General features: G+C 61.7%; 25 protein-coding genes and 1 pseudogene. 23 read left to right on the forward strand and 3 right to left on the reverse strand.

Features of this window, described 5'->3' with window-relative positions; translation table 11 throughout:
* Positions 1-9 precede the first annotated feature (9 nt).
* The 8 genes from tkt to gph all read left to right on the forward strand — a co-directional run bounded on the left by tkt (position 10) and on the right by gph (position 8063).
* Positions 10-2031 (forward strand): transketolase, encoded by a 2022-nt coding sequence (tkt, locus tag NKI29_RS08230; protein ID WP_352795829.1) that lies wholly within the window; start codon positions 10-12, stop codon positions 2029-2031.
* A gap of 12 nt (positions 2032-2043) precedes the next feature.
* Positions 2044-3123, forward strand: coding sequence for a class II fructose-bisphosphate aldolase (gene fba / locus NKI29_RS08235; RefSeq protein ID WP_352724286.1), 1080 nt, complete (start codon positions 2044-2046; stop codon positions 3121-3123).
* A gap of 21 nt (positions 3124-3144) precedes the next feature.
* Positions 3145-4638 (forward strand): ribulose-bisphosphate carboxylase large subunit, encoded by a 1494-nt coding sequence (locus NKI29_RS08240; protein ID WP_502896649.1) that lies wholly within the window; start codon positions 3145-3147, stop codon positions 4636-4638.
* 18 nt (positions 4639-4656) lie between these two features.
* Positions 4657-5091 carry a ribulose bisphosphate carboxylase small subunit gene (locus NKI29_RS08245; RefSeq protein WP_023678835.1) on the forward strand — a complete coding sequence of 145 codons (435 nt, stop codon included), beginning with the start codon at positions 4657-4659 and terminating at the stop codon, positions 5089-5091.
* Between the two features lie 7 nt (positions 5092-5098).
* Positions 5099-6037 carry a CbbX protein gene (cbbX, locus tag NKI29_RS08250; protein WP_352795831.1) on the forward strand — a complete coding sequence of 313 codons (939 nt, stop codon included), beginning with the start codon at positions 5099-5101 and terminating at the stop codon, positions 6035-6037.
* A 62-nt stretch (positions 6038-6099) separates the two neighbouring features.
* Positions 6100-6786 (forward strand): ribulose-phosphate 3-epimerase, encoded by a 687-nt coding sequence (gene rpe, locus NKI29_RS08255; protein WP_352455610.1) that lies wholly within the window; start codon positions 6100-6102, stop codon positions 6784-6786.
* A gap of 21 nt (positions 6787-6807) precedes the next feature.
* Positions 6808-7365, forward strand: coding sequence for a thioredoxin family protein (locus NKI29_RS08260; RefSeq protein WP_023678832.1), 558 nt, complete (start codon positions 6808-6810; stop codon positions 7363-7365).
* Positions 7362-8063 (forward strand): phosphoglycolate phosphatase, encoded by a 702-nt coding sequence (gene gph / locus NKI29_RS08265; protein WP_352795832.1) that lies wholly within the window; start codon positions 7362-7364, stop codon positions 8061-8063. Before NKI29_RS08260 ends, gph begins: the two co-directional genes overlap by 4 nt.
* A gap of 60 nt (positions 8064-8123) precedes the next feature.
* Here the strand turns inward: gph and NKI29_RS08270 are convergent, their stop codons facing one another.
* A complete protein-coding gene (locus NKI29_RS08270) occupies positions 8124-8504 on the reverse strand; it encodes a c-type cytochrome (protein WP_352795833.1) in 381 nt (126 codons plus the stop codon).
* A gap of 386 nt (positions 8505-8890) precedes the next feature.
* On the opposite strand from NKI29_RS08270, the gene NKI29_RS08275 reads away from it, so the two are divergent.
* The 7 genes and pseudogenes from NKI29_RS08275 (at position 8891) to NKI29_RS08300 (ending at position 13620) form a co-directional block, all read left to right on the forward strand.
* A complete protein-coding gene (locus NKI29_RS08275) occupies positions 8891-9100 on the forward strand; it encodes a hypothetical protein (protein ID WP_023678830.1) in 210 nt (69 codons plus the stop codon).
* Positions 9101-9143: 43 nt separating this feature from the next.
* Positions 9144-10130 carry an ABC transporter substrate-binding protein gene (locus tag NKI29_RS08280; RefSeq protein WP_352795834.1) on the forward strand — a complete coding sequence of 329 codons (987 nt, stop codon included), beginning with the start codon at positions 9144-9146 and terminating at the stop codon, positions 10128-10130.
* Positions 10127-10924 carry an ABC transporter permease gene (locus NKI29_RS08285; protein WP_352795836.1) on the forward strand — a complete coding sequence of 266 codons (798 nt, stop codon included), beginning with the start codon at positions 10127-10129 and terminating at the stop codon, positions 10922-10924. The genes NKI29_RS08280 and NKI29_RS08285 overlap by 4 nt, the downstream gene beginning before the upstream one ends.
* Positions 10893-11633 (forward strand): ABC transporter ATP-binding protein, encoded by a 741-nt coding sequence (locus NKI29_RS08290; RefSeq protein ID WP_352795979.1) that lies wholly within the window; start codon positions 10893-10895, stop codon positions 11631-11633. The genes NKI29_RS08285 and NKI29_RS08290 overlap by 32 nt, the downstream gene beginning before the upstream one ends.
* A 35-nt stretch (positions 11634-11668) precedes the next feature.
* Positions 11669-12639, forward strand: a pseudogene (locus NKI29_RS08295) (quinoprotein relay system zinc metallohydrolase 2).
* A gap of 118 nt (positions 12640-12757) precedes the next feature.
* Entirely contained in the window at positions 12758-13066 is a 309-nt protein-coding gene (locus tag NKI29_RS33445; protein WP_502896650.1) for a hypothetical protein, read from the forward strand.
* A complete protein-coding gene (locus NKI29_RS08300; protein WP_352795838.1) occupies positions 13063-13620 on the forward strand; it encodes a quinoprotein dehydrogenase-associated SoxYZ-like carrier in 558 nt (185 codons plus the stop codon). The genes NKI29_RS33445 and NKI29_RS08300 overlap by 4 nt, the downstream gene beginning before the upstream one ends.
* Positions 13621-13652: 32 nt before the next feature.
* On the opposite strand, the gene NKI29_RS08305 is transcribed toward NKI29_RS08300, so the two are convergent.
* Both NKI29_RS08305 and NKI29_RS08310 read right to left on the reverse strand, forming a co-directional pair.
* The gene (locus NKI29_RS08305; protein WP_352665692.1) at positions 13653-14006 is read right to left on the reverse strand and encodes a hypothetical protein; all 354 of its coding nucleotides are present in this window, start codon (positions 14004-14006) and stop codon (positions 13653-13655) included.
* A gap of 362 nt (positions 14007-14368) precedes the next feature.
* Positions 14369-14608, reverse strand: a complete 240-nt coding sequence (locus NKI29_RS08310; RefSeq protein ID WP_352795839.1) for a hypothetical protein — start codon at positions 14606-14608, stop codon at positions 14369-14371.
* Positions 14609-14677: 69 nt separating this feature from the next.
* Here NKI29_RS08310 and NKI29_RS08315 point away from each other — a divergent pair, with 69 nt between their 5' ends.
* From NKI29_RS08315 to pqqE, 8 genes are all read left to right on the forward strand, one after another.
* The gene (locus NKI29_RS08315) at positions 14678-16579 is read left to right on the forward strand and encodes a methanol/ethanol family PQQ-dependent dehydrogenase (protein WP_352692460.1); all 1902 of its coding nucleotides are present in this window, start codon (positions 14678-14680) and stop codon (positions 16577-16579) included.
* Between the two features lie 155 nt (positions 16580-16734).
* On the forward strand, positions 16735-17259 hold the full coding sequence (locus tag NKI29_RS08320) for a c-type cytochrome, methanol metabolism-related (RefSeq protein ID WP_023678824.1): 525 nt from the start codon (positions 16735-16737) through the stop codon (positions 17257-17259).
* Position 17260: 1 nt separating this feature from the next.
* The gene (locus tag NKI29_RS08325; protein WP_352795840.1) at positions 17261-18124 is read left to right on the forward strand and encodes a substrate-binding domain-containing protein; all 864 of its coding nucleotides are present in this window, start codon (positions 17261-17263) and stop codon (positions 18122-18124) included.
* A 214-nt stretch (positions 18125-18338) separates the two neighbouring features.
* A complete protein-coding gene (locus NKI29_RS08330; RefSeq protein ID WP_101918690.1) occupies positions 18339-18434 on the forward strand; it encodes a pyrroloquinoline quinone precursor peptide PqqA in 96 nt (31 codons plus the stop codon).
* A gap of 151 nt (positions 18435-18585) precedes the next feature.
* On the forward strand, positions 18586-19524 hold the full coding sequence (gene pqqB / locus NKI29_RS08335; protein ID WP_352795841.1) for a pyrroloquinoline quinone biosynthesis protein PqqB: 939 nt from the start codon (positions 18586-18588) through the stop codon (positions 19522-19524).
* Complete coding sequence (gene pqqC, locus NKI29_RS08340) at positions 19521-20279, forward strand: pyrroloquinoline-quinone synthase PqqC (RefSeq protein ID WP_352795842.1); 759 nt, start codon at positions 19521-19523, stop codon at positions 20277-20279. Before pqqB ends, pqqC begins: the two co-directional genes overlap by 4 nt.
* Positions 20276-20572, forward strand: coding sequence for a pyrroloquinoline quinone biosynthesis peptide chaperone PqqD (gene pqqD, locus NKI29_RS08345; protein WP_352578031.1), 297 nt, complete (start codon positions 20276-20278; stop codon positions 20570-20572). Before pqqC ends, pqqD begins: the two co-directional genes overlap by 4 nt.
* Positions 20569-21690, forward strand: coding sequence for a pyrroloquinoline quinone biosynthesis protein PqqE (gene pqqE / locus NKI29_RS08350; RefSeq protein ID WP_352795843.1), 1122 nt, complete (start codon positions 20569-20571; stop codon positions 21688-21690). Before pqqD ends, pqqE begins: the two co-directional genes overlap by 4 nt.
* Positions 21691-21704: the final 14 nt, after the last annotated feature.

The raw sequence follows: 21704 nt of genomic DNA on the forward strand, positions 1-21704 counted from the left end.
GAGGACGCCATGAACAGCCAAGCAGCAGCACTGAAGCCCGTCGCCGCCGTCTCGGAACGCGACATGGCCAACGCCATTCGCGCACTGGCGATGGACAGCGTCCAAAAGGCCAATTCCGGTCATCCCGGCATGCCGATGGGCATGGCCGATGTCGCAACGGTGCTGTTCAGCCGCTTCATCAATATCGATCCGTCGGCCCCCAACTGGCCCGATCGTGACCGCTTCGTGCTGTCGGCCGGGCACGGCTCGATGCTGCAGTATGCGCTGCATTACCTGCTAGGCTTTGAAGACATGCCTATCGAAGAATTGCAGCGGTTTCGCCAGCTGGGCAGCCGCACCGCCGGACATCCGGAATATGGCCATGCGCTTGGCATCGAGACGACGACCGGCCCGCTTGGACAAGGCATTTCGACCGCTGTCGGCATGGCGCTGGCGGAGCGCATGCTTGCGGCCCGCCACGGCGCCGATCTCGTCGACCATTTCACCTACGCGATCGCCGGCGACGGCTGCCTGCAGGAAGGCATCAGCCACGAGGCGATCGATCTTGCCGGTCACCTGAAGCTCTCCCGGCTGATCGTCTTCTGGGACGACAATGCGATCTCGATCGACGGACCGACTTCCCTGTCGACATCGATGGACCAGCCGGCACGGTTCAAAGCCGCCGGATGGCATGTCCAGTCGGTGGACGGCCACGACACCGAAAACGTTGCGGCGGCAATCGAAGCGGCGCAGCAATCGGACCGGCCGTCTCTGATCGCCTGCCGCACGGTGATCGGCAAGGGAGCGCCCAATCTGGGCGGTTCGGAAAAGACGCATGGCGCGCCGCTGGGCGATGCGGAGATCGCCGCGACGCGCGAAAACATCGGCTGGGCCTTCGCGCCGTTCGAGGTGCCGGACGATATCCTTTTCGCCTGGCGCGAGATTGCCGGCCGCGGTCAAGCGGCACGCCGCGCCTGGGAGCAGCGGCTTGCCGCCTCACCACGGCGGCAGGCCTTCGAGAGCGCGGTCGCCGGCGCCCTGCCCGACGCGGTCTTCGAAGCACTCGGCGCTTTCCGCAAGGAGCATGTCGGGAAGGCGACCAAGGTTGCAACGCGAAAAGCCTCGGAAATGGCACTCGCTGCGATCAATGGCGCAACCGAACTGACCGTCGGCGGCTCCGCCGATCTGACGCATTCGAACCTGACGATCACCAAGGGTATGAACCGCATCGCGCCGGGCGACTACGCCGGCCGCTACATCCACTATGGAATCCGCGAGCACGGCATGGCCGCAGCCATGAACGGCATCGCACTGCATGGCGGCTTCGTGCCTTATGGCGGCACCTTCCTGTGCTTCGCCGACTACGCGCGCGGCGCGATGCGGCTCTCGGCGCTCATGGGCCAGCGCGTCATCTATGTGATGACGCATGATTCCATTGGTCTCGGCGAGGACGGCCCGACCCACCAGCCGGTCGAGCACCTGGCGATGCTGCGGGCGACGCCAAACCTCAACGTCTTCCGTCCGGCCGACATCATCGAAACGGCGGAGTGCTGGGAACTGGCGCTGAGAAGCGAGAAGCGGCCGAGCGTGCTGGTGCTCTCGCGCCAGAACCTGCCGATGCTGCGCCAAGCACCTAGCGGCGAGCCACACAGCGACGAGAACCGGTCGAGCCGGGGCGCCTACATCCTGCGCCAGCCAGCCGGGCACCGCGCGGTGACGCTGATCGCCACCGGCTCGGAGGTCGAGATCGCGGTTGCCGCCGCCGAACGGCTGGAGACCGAGCACGGCGTCGCCGCCGCGGTTGTCTCGATGCCGTGCTGGGAGCTTTTCGAGGAGCAGGACGCCGGCACCCGCAAGGCCGTCCTCGGCTCGGCGCCGCGCATCGCCATCGAAGCCGCAGCACGGCTCGGCTGGGACCGCTGGATCGGCGACACCGGCACTTTCGTCGGCATGGCCGGTTTCGGCGCCAGCGCCCCTGCCCCGGACCTTTACCGGCATTTCGACATCACGCCCGAAGCCGTCGCGGCAGCGGCGCTGAAGCTCATCATCTAGGAGAAACCGACAATGGCCCGCATCACCCTTCGCCAACTTCTCGACCATGCCGCCGAGCACGGCTACGGGGTGCCGGCATTCAACATCAACAACATGGAACAGGGCCTCGCCATCATGGAGGCCGCCAGGGCCTGCGATGCGCCGGTTATCATCCAGGCCTCACGCGGCGCCCGTTCCTATGCCAATGACATCATGCTGGCCAAAATGATGGAGGCGTTGACCGAAATCCATCCGGCCATTCCGCTCTGCATCCATCAGGATCACGGCAACAACGAAGCCACCTGCCTGTCGGCGATCCGCCACGGCTTCACCTCGGTGATGATGGACGGATCATTGATGGCGGATGCCAAGACACCGGCGAGCTACGATTACAACGTCGCCATCACCGAACGTGTCGTACGCATGGCGCATTGGGTCGGCGCTTCGGTCGAAGGCGAGCTCGGCGTGCTCGGCTCGCTGGAGACCGGCCAGGGCGAGGCCGAGGACGGGCACGGCGCCGAAGGTGCGCTTTCCCATGACCAGCTTTTGACCGATCCCGATCAGGCGGTCGACTTCGTGACCGCCACCCGGGTCGACGCACTGGCGATCGCCTGCGGTACCTCCCACGGCGCCTATAAATTCAGCCGCAAGCCTGACGGCGGCATCCTGGCCATGCAGGTGATCGAGGCGATTCACGAAAAGCTGCCCAATACGCATCTGGTCATGCACGGGTCTTCCTCCGTGCCGCAGGAACTGCAGGACATCATCAACAACTATGGCGGCGAGATGCCCCAGACCTTTGGCGTCCCGGTCGAGGAAATCGAGCGCGGCATCCGCTACGGCGTGCGCAAGGTCAACATCGACACCGATTGCCGAATGGCCATGGCCGGGCAGTTCCGCCGCGTTGCGACGGAGGACCCGCGCGAATTCGATCCGCGTAAATTCCTGAAACCCGCCATGGACGCCCTGCGCGACCTTTGCCGCGATCGCTTCGAACGCTTCGGCACCGCAGGCCACGCGTCGAAGATCAGGGTGATCGCCATGGATGAGATGGCGAAACGTTACGCCGCAGGAAAGCTCGACCCCCAAATCGCAACCGCGAAAGCCGCCTGAGCGGCAAACAGGAGACCTGCCATGAACAAGATCGACATGCCCTCAGCAGGCACGCTCAAGGAAGGCAAGGGACGCTACAGGTCGGGCGTCATCCCCTACAAGAAGATGGGCTACTGGGAGCCGGACTACCGGCCCAAGGAGACCGACCTGATCGCCATGTTTCGGATCACGCCGCAGCCCGGCGTCGACCACGAGGAGGCGGCCGCCGCCATCGCCGGTGAATCCTCTACCGCGACATGGACCGTGGTGTGGACCGACAGGCTGACCGCCTGCGAGCTCTACCGCGCCAAGGCGTTCAAATCCGAGCCGGTGCCGAACACAGGTCCAGGCACCAGGATCGAGCAACAGTACTTCGCCTATATCGCCTACGACCTCGACCTGTTCGAGCCCGGCTCCATCGCCAACCTGACTGCATCGATCATCGGCAACGTGTTCGGCTTCAAGGCCGTCAAGGCCTTGCGGCTCGAGGACATGCGCATCCCGGTGGCTTACCTCAAGACCTTCCAGGGCCCGGCGACCGGCATCGTGGTGGAACGCGAGCGGCTCGACAAGTTCGGCCGGCCGCTGCTCGGCGCGACGACGAAGCCGAAGCTTGGCCTGTCCGGCCGCAACTACGGCCGCGTCGTCTACGAGGCGCTGAAGGGTGGCCTCGACTTCGTCAAGGACGACGAGAACATCAACTCACAGCCCTTCATGCATTGGCGCGACCGTTTCCTCTACTGCATGGAGGCAGTGAACAAGGCGTCGGCCGCCACCGGCGAAGTCAAGGGCCATTATCTCAACGTCACCGCCGGCACGATGGAGGACATGTACGAGCGCGCCGAATTTGCAAAACAGCTTGGCTCCTGCATCGTCATGATCGACCTCGTCATTGGCTACACGGCGATCCAGTCGATGGCCAAGTGGGCACGCCGCAACGACATGATCCTGCACCTCCACCGGGCCGGCAACTCGACCTATTCGCGCCAGAAGAACCACGGCATGAATTTTCGCGTCATCTGCAAATGGATGCGGATGGCCGGCGTCGATCACATCCATGCCGGCACGGTGGTCGGCAAGCTGGAAGGCGACCCGCTTATGATCAAGGGGTTTTATGACACGCTGCGCGAGGAGCGCACGCCGCAGAACCTCGAAACCGGGCTGTTCTTCGATCAGGACTGGGCCTCGCTCAACAAGGTGATGCCCGTCGCCTCCGGTGGCATCCATGCCGGCCAGATGCACCAGTTGATCCATTATCTCGGCGAGGACGTCATCCTGCAGTTCGGCGGCGGCACGATCGGCCATCCGGACGGCATCCAGGCCGGCGCGACGGCCAATCGCGTCGCGTTGGAGGCGATGATCCTCGCCCGCAACGAGGGCCGCGACTATCTGCGCGAAGGGACCAAAATCCTCGAACAGGCGGCCAGATGGTGCACGCCGCTCAAGGCGGCCCTGGAGACGTGGAAGGACGTCACCTTCAACTACGAATCGACCGACACGGCCGACTTTGTGCCAACCGCAACGCCGAGCTTCTAGACGAAAGGAACCGTCGCCATGATGACCAATCCCGGAAACAAGGTCACGCAGGGACAGTTTTCGTTCCTGCCCGAGCTAACCGATGAGCAGATTTCGGCGCAGATCAAATACGCACTGAAAAACCACTGGGCGGTCAGCGTCGAGTACACGGACGATCCACATCCGCGAAACACCTATTGGGAAATGTACGGCAACCCGATGTTCGACCTGAGGGACCCGGCGGGCATCCTGCTTGAAGTCAACAATTGCCGGAAAGCTATGCCCAACATGTATGTCCGGGTCACCGCCTTCGATTCGACCAAGGGCTGGGAAGCACCGCGCATGTCATTCATCGTCAACCGGCCACCCAATGAACCCGGGTTCCGGCTGCTGCGCCAAGAGCGTGACGGCCGCAGTCAGGGCTATTCGATCGTGCCTTATGCGACCGACAGGCCCGAAGGCGAACGGAGCTAGGCGAACCATGCTGGACGCGATAGCAAAGAGCGCTGCCGCGCAGGGCGAATCGGTTGATCTGCAGGCCGAGTTCGAGGCGTCCAACATCGACGAGGTGATGGACAAGCTCGACCGCGAACTCGTCGGCCTGAAGCCCATCAAGAACCGCATCCGCGAGATCGCTGCGCTGCTCCTGGTCGACCGGCTTCGCCGCAAGTTCGGGCTGATCTCTGGCGCACCAACGCTGCACATGAACTTTACGGGAAATCCCGGTACCGGAAAGACCACCGTGGCGCTCAGAATGGCCGAAATCCTGCATCGTCTTGGCTATATCCGCGAAGGGCACATGGTCGCGGTGACGCGCGACGATCTCGTCGGCCAGTATGTGGGCCACACCGCGCCCAAAACCCGCGAAGTGATCAAGCGCGCCATGGGCGGGGTGCTTTTCATCGACGAGGCCTACTATCTCTACAAGCCCGAGAACGAACGCGACTACGGCCAGGAATCGATCGAAATCCTGCTGCAATGCATGGAAAACAACCGTGACGATCTGGTTGTGATTCTTGCCGGCTACAAGGACAAGATGGACCGCTTCTTCGACAGCAATCCCGGCATGCGCTCGCGCATCGCCCATCACCTCGATTTTCCGGACTACGGCGTCAGCGAACTCAAATCGATCGCCGAGATCATGCTGGCGGAACAGAATTACCGTCTCAGCGAAGCGGCGGCCAAGGCGCTCGAAGAGTATCTCCCGATCCGCATGCGGCTGCCGCATTTCTCCAACGCCCGCTCCGTTCGCAATAGCCTCGACCGGGCGCGGCTTCGCCAGGCCAGCCGGCTTTTCGCATCGCGCGACCGGGCGTTGACGAAAATCGATCTTATCACCATCGAGGAATCCGATATTCGCGGCAGCCGCGTGTTCGCGGAAGGTAAGCTCGAAGGCGAACCGGAGACGAAGGCGCGCTGACAAGATGACGGCGGTTGGTGTGCAGCGACCGGAAACGGACGACAGAATGGGAGCCGACGACCATGGATACCAAGACAATCATCGCGCCCTCGGTGCTTTCCGCGGACTTCTCGCGGCTCGGCGACGAGGTCGAAGCGGTCGTCCGGGCGGGTGCCGATTGGATCCATCTCGATGTGATGGATGGCCATTTCGTGCCCAACATCACCTTCGGTCCGCCGGTGGTCAAGGCGATCCGTAATCGAACGGACAAGGTCTTCGACTGCCACCTGATGATCGCGCCGGCCGACGCCTATCTCGGCGCCTTCGCCGATGCCGGCTGCGACATCATTACGGTGCATGCCGAGGCCGGACCGCATCTCGACCGTTCGCTGCAGGCAATCAGAAATCTCGGCAAGAAGGCCGGCGTGTCGCTGAACCCGTCAACGCCGGAAAGCGTCATCGAATATGTACTTGACCGGCTCGATCTGGTGCTTCTGATGACGGTCAATCCGGGCTTCGGCGGCCAGGCCTTCATTGCGGCGGTCGTCGACAAGGTCAGGCGGGTCAAGGCGCTGGTCGGCCATCGTCCGATCGACATAGAGATCGACGGCGGCGTCACGCCCGAAACCGCTCCGCTGGTCACCGCGGCCGGTGCCAATGTGCTGGTCGCCGGCTCGGCCATCTTTAAGGGCGGCACCGAGGCTGCCTATCGCGCCAATATCGGCACCATCAGGCAGGCGGCCGACGGGGCGATCCGGAAAGCGGCGTAAACCATTTCATCGGAGGAAATCTTGGCGGCAATCCCACCTGTCTGCGATTTCGGCTGGCGAGCCATCGACGCCGTTTTGCCCGGCGTCGACGGCACATCGCATTCGATCTTAAGCCACGCCGGCCCGAACGGGCTGGTGGTGGCCTTCATCTGCAACCACTGCCCCTATGTGAAGGCGGTGATTTCACGGATGGTGCGCGACGCCAATGACCTCAAGGCCGAAGGCATCGGCTTTGTCGCGATCAACTCCAACGATAGCGACGCCTATCCAGATGATTCCTTCGACAACATGAAGCTCTTTGCCAGGACGAACGGCTTCACTTTCCCCTATCTCCATGACGAGCACCAGACGGTGGCGCGTGCCTACGGAGCCGTTTGCACCCCGGATTTCTTCGGGCTCAACAGCGAGTTGACGCTGCAATATCGCGGCCGGCTGGACGCGTCGCGACGCGACGCCGAATTGCTCGGGCTGAGGCGCGACCTGTTCGAGGCGATGAAGCAGGTTGCCCGAACCGGCGACGGACCGCTTGACCAGATCGCTTCGATCGGCTGTTCGATCAAGTGGAAGGATGCTGCATGAACGTCGGCGCAGGCAGGCCGTTTCGCTCGCCCAAGGCGATCCTGTTCGATCTCGACGGCACACTGGTCGATTCGGCGCCTGATATAGCGGCCGCCGTCAACGAATTGCTGGCCGGACGCGATCTGCCGCCGCTGCGGCTGGATCAGGTCAAGGCCATGATCGGCGGCGGCATCAGGAAACTGGTCGACCGAGCCTTCGCGGCTTCCGGCACGCCGCTCCTCGGCACTGCGCTCGATGAGGCCAACCGCGTCATGGCGCCGATCTATCGCAGGCATCTGACCGGCCGCACGAGGCTAATGCCTGGCGTCAGGGAGGTTCTCACGCACTTGCATTTGAGCGGAATAGCCATGGCCGTGGTGACCAACAAGCCGCAGCTGGCGGCTCGCGAAATCCTGCTGCATTTTCGGCTGACGGAATATCTCGGCGCGATCGTCGGCGGAGACGCGGTGACATACTTGAAACCGGCGCCAGACGCGCTGTTGCTGGCGCTCGACCTGCTTCAGGTCGAACCTCGTGACACGCTGATGGTCGGAGACAGCAGCGCCGACGTGGCCGCCGCCCGCGCCGCCGGCATGGCCGTCATTCTGCTGCGTGGCGGATACAGCCAAATTCCCGTTGAAGAGCTTGGCGCCGACCTCGTTTGCGACAGCCTGTTCGATCTGCCTTCCGCGATGCAGAGGCTGCAAGACGCTGCGTGACCCCCAAGCGCAGCCCAGCCAACGCCGGCCGAGCGCGGTCCAACGGCCGGCGGTACCGCGTTATTTGGAGAATTGCTTCAGATAAGCAATGATGTTGGCGATGTCCTCGTCCTTCTTGAGGCCGACAAACGCCATCTTGGTTCCTTTGACCATCGCCTTGGGATCGCGAAGGTAGGTCGTCAGCGTGGCCTCATCCCATTTGACGCCGGACTTGCCGGCCTCGGTCATGGCCTTGGAATAGCTGAACCCCGGATGCGTCCCGGCCGTTCGGCCGATAACGCCGTTCAAGGACGGACCGACCTTGTTCTGGTCCTTGTCTGCGACGTGGCAGACCTTGCATTTGGCAAACACCTTCTCACCCGCCGCGGCATCCTGTGCCTGAGACTGGGTAGTGACAAAGGTGGCGACGGACACGGCGGCGAAAAATGCGACTGCGCGCATGGCATTTCCTCATTGATCGTGTGAGTGCCCGGGACACTTTACGCGTGTCGATGCCTTGATCGCCGGCATTCGTTTTAAAGCGGGAGAGCGAACTATTCGTCCTTCCTCCCCGGACTGGCAGCACCTGCACGCCTCGAAAAGCTAGACCGCCGATGAAGGAAGTCAATCGTACAAAGGTCCTGTTTCGTTTCCCGACTGCGCGACGGGAAGTGTGTAGCGACACGCGGTCCACATCGTAGCGACACGCGGTCCATATCATTGACGCCTGTTGGCCGAACGCGTAGCCTCACTCCAACCGGCTTGCTGTTTGGGCACCTTCAGGAATCCGCGCAACTCCAAAGCACGAACTCTGGAGAGTTCGCCGCGCAGGCGACGATAAGTGCCAAATGGACATGGTCGATCTCATATTAACGGTGTGCCTTAGCGCCAACCCGGGCAATTGCCGAGATGAACATCTCTATTTCGAGAGCCGCGGCTCTCTGTTCCAATGCATGTTCCTGGCGCCCGCCGAGATCGCAAAATGGTCTCAGGAACATCCGAGTCTCAAGGTCGTGCGCTGGAAATGTGCCGTTCCGAGCAAGGAACGAGCGATTTGATCGGCATTCCTGGTTCGTCGACGACCCTGAAAGAGGAGACGCCATGATGATTTCGCGGCGCACGACGCTGCGCTTGGCGGCTCTGGGAGCCATTCTCGCCTCAAAGCCGGTTGCCGTCTTTGCGGCCGCTAAGGTCCGAATTGGTGTCCTGAAGTTCGGCACCGTGAGCTGGGAACTCGATACGTTGAAACGCCACAAGCTCGACGAGGCCAACAGGATCGATCTGGAAATTGTCTACTTCGCCGGGGAGGATGCGACCAACGTCGCGCTGCTGGCCGGCGCGATCGACATGATCGTGACCGACTGGCTGTGGGTCTCGCGCCAGCGCTCCGAGGGCGGCGACCTTACATTGGCCCCTTATTCGACCGCCGTGGGGGCAATCATGGTGAAGGAGGAATCGCCGATCCGGACGCTCGCCGACCTCAAGGGAAAGAAAATCGGTGTCGCCGGCGGCCCGCTCGACAAGAGCTGGCTGCTGGTCCAGGCGCTGGCCAGACGCGATCACGGCCTCGACCTGCCGACAGCCTGTGACGTCGTCTTTGGCGCGCCGCCGCTGATTTCTGAAAAGGCGGTGCAAGGCGAACTCGATGCCGTGCTCAATTTCTGGCATTTCTGCGCCCGGCTCGAGGCCAATGGCTTTCGCCGGTTGATCGGTGCGGATGACGCGACGAAAGCGCTTGGTGCCTCGGGCCCCGTGTCGGCGCTCGGCTACGTCTTCCACGACCAATGGGCGAGCGACAATCCGGATGCCGCCCGGGGCTTCTTGAAGGCATCCAAGCAGGCCAAGGACTTGCTGGCCAAATCCGATGATGAATGGCTGCGCCTGGCGCCGCTCATTCGAGCAGAAGGCAAGGAGCTGGAAAAACTGCGCGACCGCTATCGCCAGGGCATCCCCAGACGGCCGGTCGCCGAAGAAGCGGTCGATGCGGGCAAACTCTATCACGTGCTGGCCGCGATAGGCGGCGAGAAGCTGGTTGGCGGGGCGCCCGAGATGGCGCCCGGCACGTTCTGGCCGGAACTCGCGAAATGACCGCAACGGAAGACAAGTCGGGTCGATCCGGCTTTGCGACGGCGCTGACGCCAGCGCTGACGGTAACGGTTTCCCTGATTGGACTTTGCCTGCTGTGGAGCCTCGCGGCCAATCTGTGGCAAAGCCGAGCTTTCCCCTCACCAGGGCAGGTCTGGCAGGTGCTGCTCAGGGAAGCGGCGAGCGGCGACCTGTTTTATCACCTTGGCGCCACGCTCGGACGGGTTGCTGCCGCGTACGTCGTCGCAATGATTATCGGCTCGGTCATCGGCGTCATCCTCGGCAGCTACCGCGGTGCGAACCGGTTCTTCAGTCCATGGGTGGTCCTGTTTCTCAACATTCCCGCGCTGGTGGTCATCGTGCTCGCCTATATCTGGTTCGGCCTCAACGAGGCGGCGGCGATTGGCGCGGTTGCCGTGAACAATATCCCGAATGTCGTGGTGACGATGCGCGAAGGCGCCAGGGCGTTTGATCCGCGTTATGCCGAAATGGCCACCGTCTACCGCTTCGCCCCACTCGAGCGCGTCCGCCATGTCCTGCTGCCGCAACTGCAGCCCTATTTTGCCGCGGCCTCGCGGTCCGGCATCGCCCTCATCTGGAAGATCGTCCTGGTGGTCGAACTGCTCGGCCGTTCCAATGGTGTCGGCTTCCAGATCTATCTCTACTTCCAGCTCTTCGACGTCGCCGCCATCCTTGCCTACACGCTGGCTTTCGTGGCGGTGATGCTTGTCATCGAACTTCTCCTGGTGCAGCCCATTGAACGACATGCAACCCGTTGGCGCCGTCGTCCCGCTTAGGGTCGATATCGCCGAAAAGACCTTCAGGTCCGCGCAAGGCGTGTCGATCACGGCGCTTCAGGGTCTGTCCTTCGAGGTCCGGCAGGGCGAATTCGCTTGTCTGTTTGGGCCGTCGGGCTGCGGCAAGACCACGACGTTGCGCATCCTGCTTGGACTGGACAAAGACTTTTCCGGCTCTTTCCAACTGCCGCAAGGCGGCTCGAACCGCATCGCCGCCGTGTTCCAGGAGCCGACTTTGCTGCCGTGGCGGACCGTGGAGCAGAATGTCAGGCTGGCGCTGCCGAAAAGCCTAAGAGCGAAGAGTCTCGACGAACTGTTTGACACTCTCGGCCTCGCCGGCATGCGCTGGCTCTATCCGGCGGAGCTTTCGCTCGGCCTTGCGCGTAGGGCAGCGCTTGCCAGGGCTTTCGCCACCGAACCGGCGGTGCTTTTCCTGGACGAACCCTTTGCCTCCCTCGACGAACAGACCGCCGAGCGGCTTCGGCAATTGCTTTTGACCGTCTGGTCGGCGCGGCCTACGACCGCCTTGATGGTAACGCACAATCTGCGCGAGGCACTGATGCTGTCGGACCGCATCATCGTGCTTGCACAGCGCCCAGCCCACGTGCTCGGCATGTTCGACGTAAGATTGCCGCGACAACATCGCAATCCACAGGTGATGAGCGACCTTTTGCGGTCGTTCCAGCAAAAATTTCCGGGTGTGGCCTGATCGCCTTGCCGTTCGGAATGCATATCGGAGAAGACATGCCGATCGACAGGGTACGACGCAGGCTTGTGAACGGCTTCGCCTGCACCGCGGCCAGCGCCGCGATGCTGCCTTGTTGCCTCGGGCGGGCCGCTCTCGCCGCTGCCGGCAGCCTTGAGTTCAAGGTCAGGAAAGTCGCCGACAACGTCTTTGCTTTCCAGGGCGTGGACGAATTGATGAGCGCCGCCAACCAGGGCGCGATCTCGAACCTGGGCGTCGTCGTCGGGACCGACGCCGTTGCCGTCATCGACAGCGGCGGCGGCCTGATCGAGGCAAACGCTCTCATCGCCGCGGTCGGCAAAATAACCGCCAAGCCGGTTCGCTACCTGATCAACACTCACATGCACCCCGATCACGTCTTCGGCAACGCTGCGTTCCGGGAGATCGGCGCGACCATCGTCGGCCATCACAATCTGCCGCGTGCTCTTGAGGCTCGCGGCGCGTTCTACCTGCAAAGCTTTCGCGAACAGATCGGCGGCGCGCTCATGAAAGAGGTCGAGATCGTGCCTCCGACAATGCTGGTCAAGGATCGCCTGCAGCTCGACCTCGGAGGACGCACGCTCGAATTGCAGGCATGGAAGGCGGCTCACACCGACAATGATTTGACCGTTTTCGACAGCGCGACCGGTACGCTGTTTGCCGGCGATCTCGTGTTCATAGGTTCCTTGCCGACGCTCGACGGATCGCTGATCGGCTGGCTCCGCCAGATGGATGCGCTCGCCGCCATCGGCGCCGCGCGCGTCGTGCCGGGTCACGGACCGGTGCCGGCCGACTGGCCGGAGGCGCTGACGGCGGAGCGGCGCTATTTCGAGGTTTTGGCGCGCGATATTCGCAAGGCGATCACCGATGGGATGCCGCTCAGCGAGGCGATCAAGACCGCCGCCGAAGCGAACGCGGCAATTGGCATCTGTTCGACGACTACAATGAGCGCAATGCAACGGCCGCTTTTGCCGAACTCGAATGGGAATAGATCACAGCGACAAGCGCCAGACGTGATCAAGTGGATCGATTTGCCAAACGCGTCGTCAAAGGCTTATCCTCGACATCGGCCTGGGCACCACCTCTCTAACATTGGTGGAGGCATCGAAATGCAAAACCACGCTTACCGAAGCCGGCAACTCGCCTTGCCGCGCGCAGCCATCTTCGCCGCGATCATCCTGGCGGTCGGCACGCTCTTGGGCTCCTCCGGAGCGGCCCACGCGCAGCAGACAACCGCTTCTTCGGACAGGATCTGGCAGGATTTGAAAGGCGACGTATTCGGCGATCGGGCAATTCTCGTCGATACCGGCGTCGTCAGGGTCGAGGCGCCGAAACGGGCGCAGGATGCCGCCATCGTGCCCGTCGACATCTATCTCGACCCGGTCAAGGCGCCCGACGGCATCAAATCCGTCACTTGATCATCGACGTCAATCCGGCACCGGTGGCGGCGACGTTCCTGATCGGCAAGGACGCAGGCGTGACACATCTGTCGACGCGCGTGCGCGTCAACGACTATTCCTATTTGCGTGCCATAGCAGAAACGCAGGGCGGCGAACTCCACATGGCGCAAACCTTCGTCAAGGCGTCAGGCGGCTGTTCGGCTCCCGCCGTCAAAAATATGGACGAGGCCATGGCGACGATGGGACAGATGAAACTGCGCCAGTTCCCGCCTCAAGAGACGATGACGAAGGTGCAGGAGTTGCAGTTGATGATCCGGCACCCGAACAATTCGGGCCTGCAGCGGGATCCGCTGACCCAGTATTTCATTCCCGCGCACTTCATCCACGAACTGTCGATCTCTCAAGGCGATCAGCCGATTCTCTCGATGGAGGGCGGAATATCGATTTCGGAGGATCCCAATTTCCGGTTCGATTTCACCGCGCAAGGCAAAGGCGAAATCCGTGTCGAGGCGACGGACACGGATGGCAAGGTATTTCGCGGCCATTGGCCGATGGAAACGGCGGGACTGTGAGGCGCACGGCCACGCGTGCCTGTTCCGCCTGACTAAAAGCAACGTACGTCGGCTTCAGCCTGCGCGCGTTTCAGTTCCGTGCGCGCCGCCTTCGCTGGCGCGCTTTCGCGAAACAACCCTGCCGCCTCCCCTGTCGTCAACGACATACTTTTGAAGGTCTCCGCCCTCTCATAGTGATCGTAAGGAAGGATCGAGGCGATAACATCGATCGAGCAGGAACAGCTTTCAAGCGCCTGACGTGTCTGGCCATTTGTTTGCATGCAGCCGAGCACGTAGTCGGCAATCGTTGCCGTCGGGTAGTCTCCCGCGGCGTTGGCCGAGTTCGCAAAGGCCAGCGTGGTCGCAAAGGCCACCGGCAAGGTGAGAGATCCAACAGACCTTATCATGAGCAACCTCCAGTTGGCCTGGACACCATGCATCCAGACGGGATCATCGCTCCAATTGGCGACGTGCCGCAAAGCCAGTCAAGTTCCCATGGCCTGCGTATAGGACCAAAGGAGGAATGCCCTATCGACCGACAAGAGCCAGCTTCATGACCCGCTGCGCACCCTCCTTCACGCGTTCATTTCATGCTTCGCTCACTATCGGCAACCAGCGAGACGCACGCATACTTACTTGGAGGTGCCCCGCAGAATATATCGAAATAAAGTCAAATGTGTATCACCTCGAGAATACGGGAACAATATGGTTGCTATATATATCGCGGCTGGCGGTCATCCTCTTATTAGTTTTTCACACGGTGCTTATTTTAATTGTTTCTAAATATTGCATTGCACCATAATCGATATTGCAGCGCAGCGACCCATTGCAGGTTTTTGCTTGCCTGGCCTTTTACGATGACATAGCTTTTTCCTGTTTCCGGCTTCAAGAGCGCCACCGTCATCAGGGAGCGGCGGCAGTCTTTCGAAGACCAAGGGGGGCGGGCGGTAACGGTGCCCTCTGCTTCGGGGTAGGTCGTGACAGCTGCCGGAAAATAACTTCCCAACATGAATTGCTTGGGCAAGCCCTTGTGGGGCTTGACGGTCGATTCTTCACTGCGAACCCGGGAGGATTTTGGATGCGTGTACTTGCGAAAACTACCTACATTCTGACGACCGCGGCGTTTTTATCGCTCGGCGCTGCCTATACGGCTTCGGCCAATGAAGACCTTGCAAAGCTCGCATCGGATGCGAAGAACTGGGCGATGCAGACGGGTGACTACGCCAACACCCGCTATTCCAAGCTCAACCAGATCACTGCCGACAATGTGAAGAACCTGCAGGTCAAATGGAGCTTTTCCACCGGCGTGCTGCGCGGTCACGAAGGCGGGCCGCTGGTCATCGGCGACGTGATGTATGTCCACACGCCTTTCCCAAACAACGTCTATGCTCTGGATCTCAAGAATGACGGCAAGATCCTGTGGAAATACGAGCCCAAGCAGGACACGAACGTCATTCCGATCATGTGCTGCGACACGGTCAATCGCGGTGTTGCCTATGGCGACGGCAAGATCATTCTCAACCAGGCCGACACCACCGTCGTCGCGCTCGATGCCAAGACCGGCAAGGTCGTCTGGTCTGTCAAGAACGGAGACCAGACCGACGGCGGAAAGGGCGAATCCGGCACGTCGGCACCCGTAGTCATCAAGGACAAGGTGCTCGTGGGCGTCTCCGGTGCTGAATTCGGTGTTCGCGGCTGGCTGGCCGCCTACAATCTGAAAGACGGTAAGCTCGCCTGGAAAGCCTATTCGGAAGGTCCTGATGCAGACACCCTTCTCGATCCCGAGAAGACGACCCATCTCGGCAAGCCTGTCGGAAAGGATTCCGGCACGAACACCTGGGAAGGCGAACAGTGGAAGACGGGCGGCGGCACGACATGGGGATGGTATTCCTATGATCCCAAGCTGAACCTGGTCTATTACGGCACCGGCAATCCCTCGACGTGGAACCCGGTCCAGCGCCCAGGCGACAATCGCTGGTCCATGACAATCATGGCTCGCGATGCGGATACCGGTGTTGCCAAATGGCTCTACCAAATGACCCCGCATGATGAGTGGGACTATGACGGCATCAACGAGATGATTCTCGTCGATGGCATGGAGGTCAACGGCGCCAAGCACGACGTGCTGGTGCATTTCGACCGCAACGGCTTTGCCTACACAATGGATCGAGCCACCGGCGAACTTCTCGTCGCCAAGAAATACGATCCGGCAGTGAACTGGGCGACGGAAGTCAACATGGATCCCAAGAGCGACCAGTATGGCCGCCCGCAGGTCGTCGCCAAGTATTCGACCCAGCAGAACGGCGAAGACACCAACTCGACCGGTATCTGCCCGGCCGCGCTTGGAACCAAGGACCAGCAGCCGGCCGCCTACTCGCCGAAGACCGGGTTGTTCTACGTGCCGACCAACCATGTCTGCATGGACTATGAGCCTTACAAAGTGAGCTACACCGCCGGTCAGCCCTATGTGGGCGCCACCGTGTCGATGTATGCGGCGCCTGGCGGTGACGGTAACATGGGCAACTTCATTGCCTGGGATGCAGCCAAGGGTGAGATCGTCTGGTCGAAGCCCGAGCAGTTCTCGGTGTGGTCGGGCGCATTGGCGACAGATGGCGACGTCGTCTTCTACGGTACCCTCGAAGGCTACATCAAGGCGGTCGATAAGGACGGCAAGGAACTCTACAAGTTCAAGACCCCGTCCGGCATCATCGGCAACATCACGACCTACGAGCATGACGGCAAGCAGTACGTCGCCGTTCTGTCCGGCGTCGGTGGATGGGCCGGTATCGGTCTGGCAGGGGGGCTGCTTTCGCCCGACAACGCCGCAGCCTGGCATGGCGCCGTTGATCAGGGCCGTGCGCAGGGCGACCAGACCGCGGTCGTTGGAACCGCTGGTCTGGGTGCCGTCGGCGGTTACGCGGCACTTGCCGACTATACGACACTGGGCGGGCAGCTCACCGTCTTCGGCCTCCCGGACTGATAACCGGGAAGAGCCTTACGGCTAGGTTCGAAAACGAGAGCCCGGGTCACCGGGAAGCCGGGAACCGGGCTCTCGATTGCGCCGCGCACCCAACTCCGATCAATGCCGCTGCACGACGGCAGCCAGGGTTTCTGGCAAACGAAGGAAGAGCCTGAATGATCGTTCGCATTGCAGTTTCCGCTCTCGCCCTGGTCCTGCTGCCTCTGGCCAGCTCAAGTCTAGTACGGGCCGAAGACAGCATGGAGAAAGCCAAGGCGGTGAAGCAAGAAGGAGGCAAATATTTAGATGCGGACGGAAATCCGACCTACAAGATCGAAAACGGAACCGTCGATTGGTACACCTTCAGCGGGTACCGCCGGTATCACTCAGATTGCCATGTCTGTCACGGACAGGACGCCACAGGTTCGAGCTATGCGCCTGCCCTGGCTAATAGCCTGAAGAACATGGATTACGCCACGTTCCTGTCGATCGTCGCCGAGGGCCGCAAGAATGTCGGCGGCGGCAAGGAAAACGTCATGCCTGCCTTTGGCGACAACAAGAACGTCTATTGTTACCTGGACGATCTCTACGTCTATCTGCGCGCGCGCGCCGATGGCGCGGCACCCCGCGGCAGGCCGCCCAAGCACGAAAACAAGGCTCAGGCAGCCAAGGATGCCGAAGCATCCTGCATGGGTGGATGATATGACCGGCTGCACTGCATCGAAGCTGCGCGTCGTTCTGCCGATCCTCGGCGCGCTCGCCTTGCTGCCGTCGAATGTTCTGGCACAAGATGCTGGGCTTGGCGCTGCGGGCGAACTGGTCGATCCCGACATTCTGCGCGTCTGCGCCGATCCCTCGAACATGCCCTTTACCGACAAGAACGGCCAAGGCTTCGAAAACAAGCTGGCTGAACTGGTTGCCAAGAAGACGGGGCGGAAATCAGTCGCTTACACGTGGTTTCCCACTGTCACCGGCTTTGTGCGCAACACGCTTGGGGCCAACCGATGCGACATCATCATGGGCTACGCCCAAGGTGATGAACTGGTGCAGAACACCAATGCCTACTACCGCTCCGCCTATGTGCTCGTATACCCGAAAGGCAACGGCATGGAAGGCGTCGAGACGATCGAAGATCCGAAACTTTCCGGCAAGAGAATCGGCGTCGTCGAAAGCACGCCGCCAACCGCCAACATGGCCGCCAACAAGCTTCTGCGGACCGCCAAGATCTACCCGCTGGCGGTGGATACGCGCGTCACCCCTTCCATGGGGGAGGTCATGATCAAGGACATGCTCGCCGGCAAGATTGACGCGGCGGTCCTGTGGGGCCCGATGGCGGGCTACTATGCCAGGGAACTCGGAGCCGACGTCACGATCGTTCCGCTACTGAAGGAAAAAACCGGCTCGCGCATGTCTTATCGCATCACCATGGGCGTACGCCCGTCCGACCAGGAATGGAAGCGGACTCTCAACCGGGTGATCAGGGAAAACCAGGCGGAGATCACCAAGCTTCTGCTGGGTTACAACGTGCCGCTGATCGACGAGCACGACAATCCGATCACGCAATAGTCGGGATGGGTCAGGAGGAGGAAAAACCTACGCGATGAACAATTGAAGAGAAGACTACAGCTACTTTCGATAGTTTTGTTTTTCGGTCTTTCAAAACCTTGCGTTCATTTGTCCATTTTGAGAACGTGATGGACGAGCCATTGCTTCGGTGCCCTGCAATGGTTGGCTAACCACCGGATCGGCCCCTTCGGGCTGGTAGAAGAGGAGAAATGTTATGAAGAAGAGCTGGACAAAACCGACCATGTGTCAGGTTGCTGCGGGCTTTGAAATTTCGCGCTATCTGCCTGCTGAAATTACTCCCAAGAAGTAGGCCGCAGAGGTGCGTGTCCCTGGCAACAGGGGCACGCATCCCCTTGCCGTATGGGATTTTCGTGAAAGAGTTTGAGGCGCAAAGCGGGCGGGCCATTTTTTGCGGCTGCAAATTGGCTGCTGGTCAGAGAAGCCGCGGGGCGGGCGTTTTCATGCGCTTGAGAATCATCGGATCGGCGGCCGGCGGCGGCTTTCCGCAATGGAACTGCAATTATCGTCTGAGCCGTGCGGCTCGCACCGGGGTAGCTGGCGTGCATTCACGAACCCAATCGAGTGTCGCCGCGTCGGCGGATGGACTCGGCTGGGTTCTGTTCAACGCCTCGCCCGACATTCGCCAGCAGATCGCGGCAACGCCTGAATTGCAGCCCGCGCACGATGCGCCGCTGCGCTCGACACCTATTCGCGCGGTGGTGCTGACCAATGCCGATGTCGATCATGTGGCCGGCCTGCTCAGCCTGCGTGAGCGGCAGCCTTTCGCTATCTATGCAACGACACAGGTTCTGGCGACGCTGAAGGCGAATTCGATTTTCAATGTCCTCGATCCGGCGCTCGTGCCGCGACGCATCTTGCCGCCGGCGCAAGAACTGTCGATCTGCGACGCAGACGGCCACGACACCGGGGTGGCTGTCGAGAGCTTTCCCGTGCCCGGGAAGATAGCCCTCTATCTCGAAGAAAGAGGCCAGCCGGATGCCAATTTCAGCTCCGATGCCGGCGACACGATCGGCGTCCGTATCGCCGGTGCCGGCAACCGCGGCTCCGTCTTCTACATCCCCGGCTGCGCCCGCATCGATGCGACCCTGCGCACGCGTCTAGCCGATGCCGCATGCCTTCTGTTCGACGGCACGGTCTTCACCGACGACGAGATGATTGCTGCCGGCGTCGGCCAAAAGACCGGTGCGCGCATGGGGCATCTGGCAATGTCGGGAGACGCAGGGTCGATCGCCGGCTTGGCCGATGTGAGGATCGCCCGCCGTGTCTTCGTCCACATCAACAACACCAATCCTGTTCTGGACGAGAATTCTGCCGAGCATGCAGCAGTCAAAGCGGCTGGCTGGGAAGTGGCCTGCGACGGGATGGAGATGGAACTTTGAGTGATTTCCACGACGCAGGCAGCAACGGCCTGTCCTCGAGAGAGCTCGAAGCCGTGCTGCGGCAGGTCGGTGCCGAGCGCTATCACAACCATCATCCTTTCCATCACAGGATGACCAGCGGTGCGCTGTCGAGGACCGAGATGCAGGCCTGGGCGCTGAATCGCTATTGCTATCAGGCGGTCATTCCGCGCAAGGATGCCATGATCCTCGCTCATGCCGAGGATCCGGCGTTTCGCGCCGCCTGGCGCAAACGCATCGAGGATCATGACGGCGAGGACGGCTGGAGCGGCGGTATTGCGCGCTGGTTGCACCTGGCGACCTCGCTCGGTCTCGATGCCGACGCGGTGAAGAGCGAGAGGCTGGCCCTGCCGGCGACACGTTTTGCGGTTGGCGCTTACCTCTCCTTTTGCACGAACCGGACCCTGCTGGAGGCGGTCGCGTCGTCGCTGACCGAGATGTTCTCGCCGCTCATCATCGGCGAGCGGGTACCCGCGATGCTGGCCAGATACGATTATATCACCGAGGACACGCTGGCCTATTTCACCCGACGGCCCGAACAGGCCTCGCGCGACGCCGACTTCGCGCTCGCCTATGTGCTCGAACATGCCGACACGACGGAGCGCCAGCAGCAGGCGATCGATGCACTGGTGTTCAAATGCGATATACTCTGGGCCATGCTCGACGCGCTTCAACACGCCTATGGCGAGCCGGGCAATATCCCGCCCGGCGCCTTCCGTCCGGAGGCAGCCCAATGATGGCACTGCGCGAAAGAGCCATGGTGTCGCTGCAGTCGGTTCCATCGCTGCCGAAGCACGTGCGCATACAGTATGACCCCGTGCGCCAGGCGTTCGCCGTGCTGTCGCCCGAAAAGGTGTTCTGGCCAAACGAGATCAGCCTCGACATATTGCGCCGCTGCGATGGGCGGTCCACGGTCGGCCACATCATTGCCGGCCTTGCCGCAGATTATGATGCCGAACAGGAGGCTGTGGCGGCCGATGTCGTCGCCTTTCTGCAGGAATGGTCGGACAAGCTGCTGGTGAAGCTATGAGCGAGCCCCCTCTCCCCCCGATCGGCATGCTGGCGGAACTGACGCATCGCTGCCCGCTGCAATGCCCCTATTGCTCCAATCCGCTCGAGTTGCTGAAGGCCAATCGCGAACTCGACACGCAGAGCTGGCTCGACTTGTTCTCGCAGGCGGCCGACCTTGGCGTTCTCCAGGTGCATCTGTCCGGCGGTGAACCGACGCTGCGTCGCGATCTCGAGCAATTGATCGCCGGGCTTTCGGCGCGGGGCGTCTACACCAACCTGATCACCGCCGGCGTCGGCATTGCGGATGGCCGCATCGAGGCATTTGCCGAAGCCGGGCTCGACCATCTGCAACTGAGCTTTCAAGGCGCACGGCCGGCGACCACCGAGCGCATCGGCAATCACAGGGGCAGCCACGAAAAGAAGCTGGAAACGGCACGCCGCGCTCGCGCGGCCGGCTTGCCGCTTACCATCAACGCGCCGATCCATCGCCACAATATCGAGGAGGTACCGGAATTCATCGATCTGGCCCTTTCGCTGGGTGCGGAGCGTCTCGAGATCGCCAACGTGCAGTACGCCGGCTGGGCGCTGACCAATCGCGATCAACTGATGCCCGAGCGTGCTGCCGTCGACCGGCAGGCGGAGATCGTCGCGGCGGCGCGCGAACGGCTCACCGGCATCATGAACATCGATTTCGTCACGCCGGATTATTTCGCCATCTATCCCAAGCCGTGCATGGGCGGCTGGGCGCGCGACGCCTTCATGGTGACGCCGGACGGCACCGTACTGCCATGCCATGCCGCCCAGACCATCCCGTCGCTCGGTTTCGAGCGTTTTGGAACACGCAGCCTGGCCGCGATCTGGACCGATTCCCCTGCATTTAATGCCTTTCGAGGCACGGACTGGATGCAGGAGCCCTGCCGCAACTGTGAGCGGCGCGAGATCGACTGGGGCGGCTGTCGCTGCCAGGCGATGGCAATCGCCGGCGATGCCGCCGCGACCGACCCGGCTTGCGCGAAATCGCCGATCCACGCGCGCATGGCAATGCTGATCGACGAGGCCCAGCGCGCTGCGACGGTTCCTTCGAAGGACGAACCGTTCGTCTACCGGCGTATCGGCGTCGTCACCGAGCCCGCCTGACTGCCGACCTATTC

The sequence above is a fragment of the Mesorhizobium sp. M0678 genome (genome assembly GCF_040320505.1).
Taxonomy (GTDB): domain Bacteria; phylum Pseudomonadota; class Alphaproteobacteria; order Rhizobiales; family Rhizobiaceae; genus Mesorhizobium.

Coding starts and splice junctions, on each gene's coding strand:
- cbbX (WP_352795831.1), top strand. CDS start 5,099: ATGCTGGACGCGATAGCAAAGAGCGCTGCCGCGCAGGGCGAATCGGTT.
- NKI29_RS33445 (WP_502896650.1), top strand. CDS start 12,758: ATGCAAAACCACGCTTACCGAAGCCGGCAACTCGCCTTGCCGCGCGCA.
- NKI29_RS08280 (WP_352795834.1), top strand. CDS start 9,144: ATGATGATTTCGCGGCGCACGACGCTGCGCTTGGCGGCTCTGGGAGCC.
- fba (WP_352724286.1), top strand. CDS start 2,044: ATGGCCCGCATCACCCTTCGCCAACTTCTCGACCATGCCGCCGAGCAC.
- NKI29_RS08240 (WP_502896649.1), top strand. CDS start 3,145: ATGAACAAGATCGACATGCCCTCAGCAGGCACGCTCAAGGAAGGCAAG.
- NKI29_RS08275 (WP_023678830.1), top strand. CDS start 8,891: ATGGACATGGTCGATCTCATATTAACGGTGTGCCTTAGCGCCAACCCG.
- pqqD (WP_352578031.1), top strand. CDS start 20,276: ATGATGGCACTGCGCGAAAGAGCCATGGTGTCGCTGCAGTCGGTTCCA.
- NKI29_RS08325 (WP_352795840.1), top strand. CDS start 17,261: ATGACCGGCTGCACTGCATCGAAGCTGCGCGTCGTTCTGCCGATCCTC.
- pqqE (WP_352795843.1), top strand. CDS start 20,569: ATGAGCGAGCCCCCTCTCCCCCCGATCGGCATGCTGGCGGAACTGACG.
- NKI29_RS08285 (WP_352795836.1), top strand. CDS start 10,127: ATGACCGCAACGGAAGACAAGTCGGGTCGATCCGGCTTTGCGACGGCG.
- NKI29_RS08305 (WP_352665692.1), bottom strand. CDS start 14,006: ATGATAAGGTCTGTTGGATCTCTCACCTTGCCGGTGGCCTTTGCGACC.
- NKI29_RS08310 (WP_352795839.1), bottom strand. CDS start 14,608: ATGTTGGGAAGTTATTTTCCGGCAGCTGTCACGACCTACCCCGAAGCA.
- tkt (WP_352795829.1), top strand. CDS start 10: ATGAACAGCCAAGCAGCAGCACTGAAGCCCGTCGCCGCCGTCTCGGAA.
- NKI29_RS08315 (WP_352692460.1), top strand. CDS start 14,678: ATGCGTGTACTTGCGAAAACTACCTACATTCTGACGACCGCGGCGTTT.
- NKI29_RS08330 (WP_101918690.1), top strand. CDS start 18,339: ATGAAGAAGAGCTGGACAAAACCGACCATGTGTCAGGTTGCTGCGGGC.
- pqqB (WP_352795841.1), top strand. CDS start 18,586: ATGCGCTTGAGAATCATCGGATCGGCGGCCGGCGGCGGCTTTCCGCAA.
- NKI29_RS08245 (WP_023678835.1), top strand. CDS start 4,657: ATGATGACCAATCCCGGAAACAAGGTCACGCAGGGACAGTTTTCGTTC.
- NKI29_RS08270 (WP_352795833.1), bottom strand. CDS start 8,504: ATGCGCGCAGTCGCATTTTTCGCCGCCGTGTCCGTCGCCACCTTTGTC.
- NKI29_RS08290 (WP_352795979.1), top strand. CDS start 10,893: ATGCAACCCGTTGGCGCCGTCGTCCCGCTTAGGGTCGATATCGCCGAA.
- gph (WP_352795832.1), top strand. CDS start 7,362: ATGAACGTCGGCGCAGGCAGGCCGTTTCGCTCGCCCAAGGCGATCCTG.
- rpe (WP_352455610.1), top strand. CDS start 6,100: ATGGATACCAAGACAATCATCGCGCCCTCGGTGCTTTCCGCGGACTTC.
- NKI29_RS08320 (WP_023678824.1), top strand. CDS start 16,735: ATGATCGTTCGCATTGCAGTTTCCGCTCTCGCCCTGGTCCTGCTGCCT.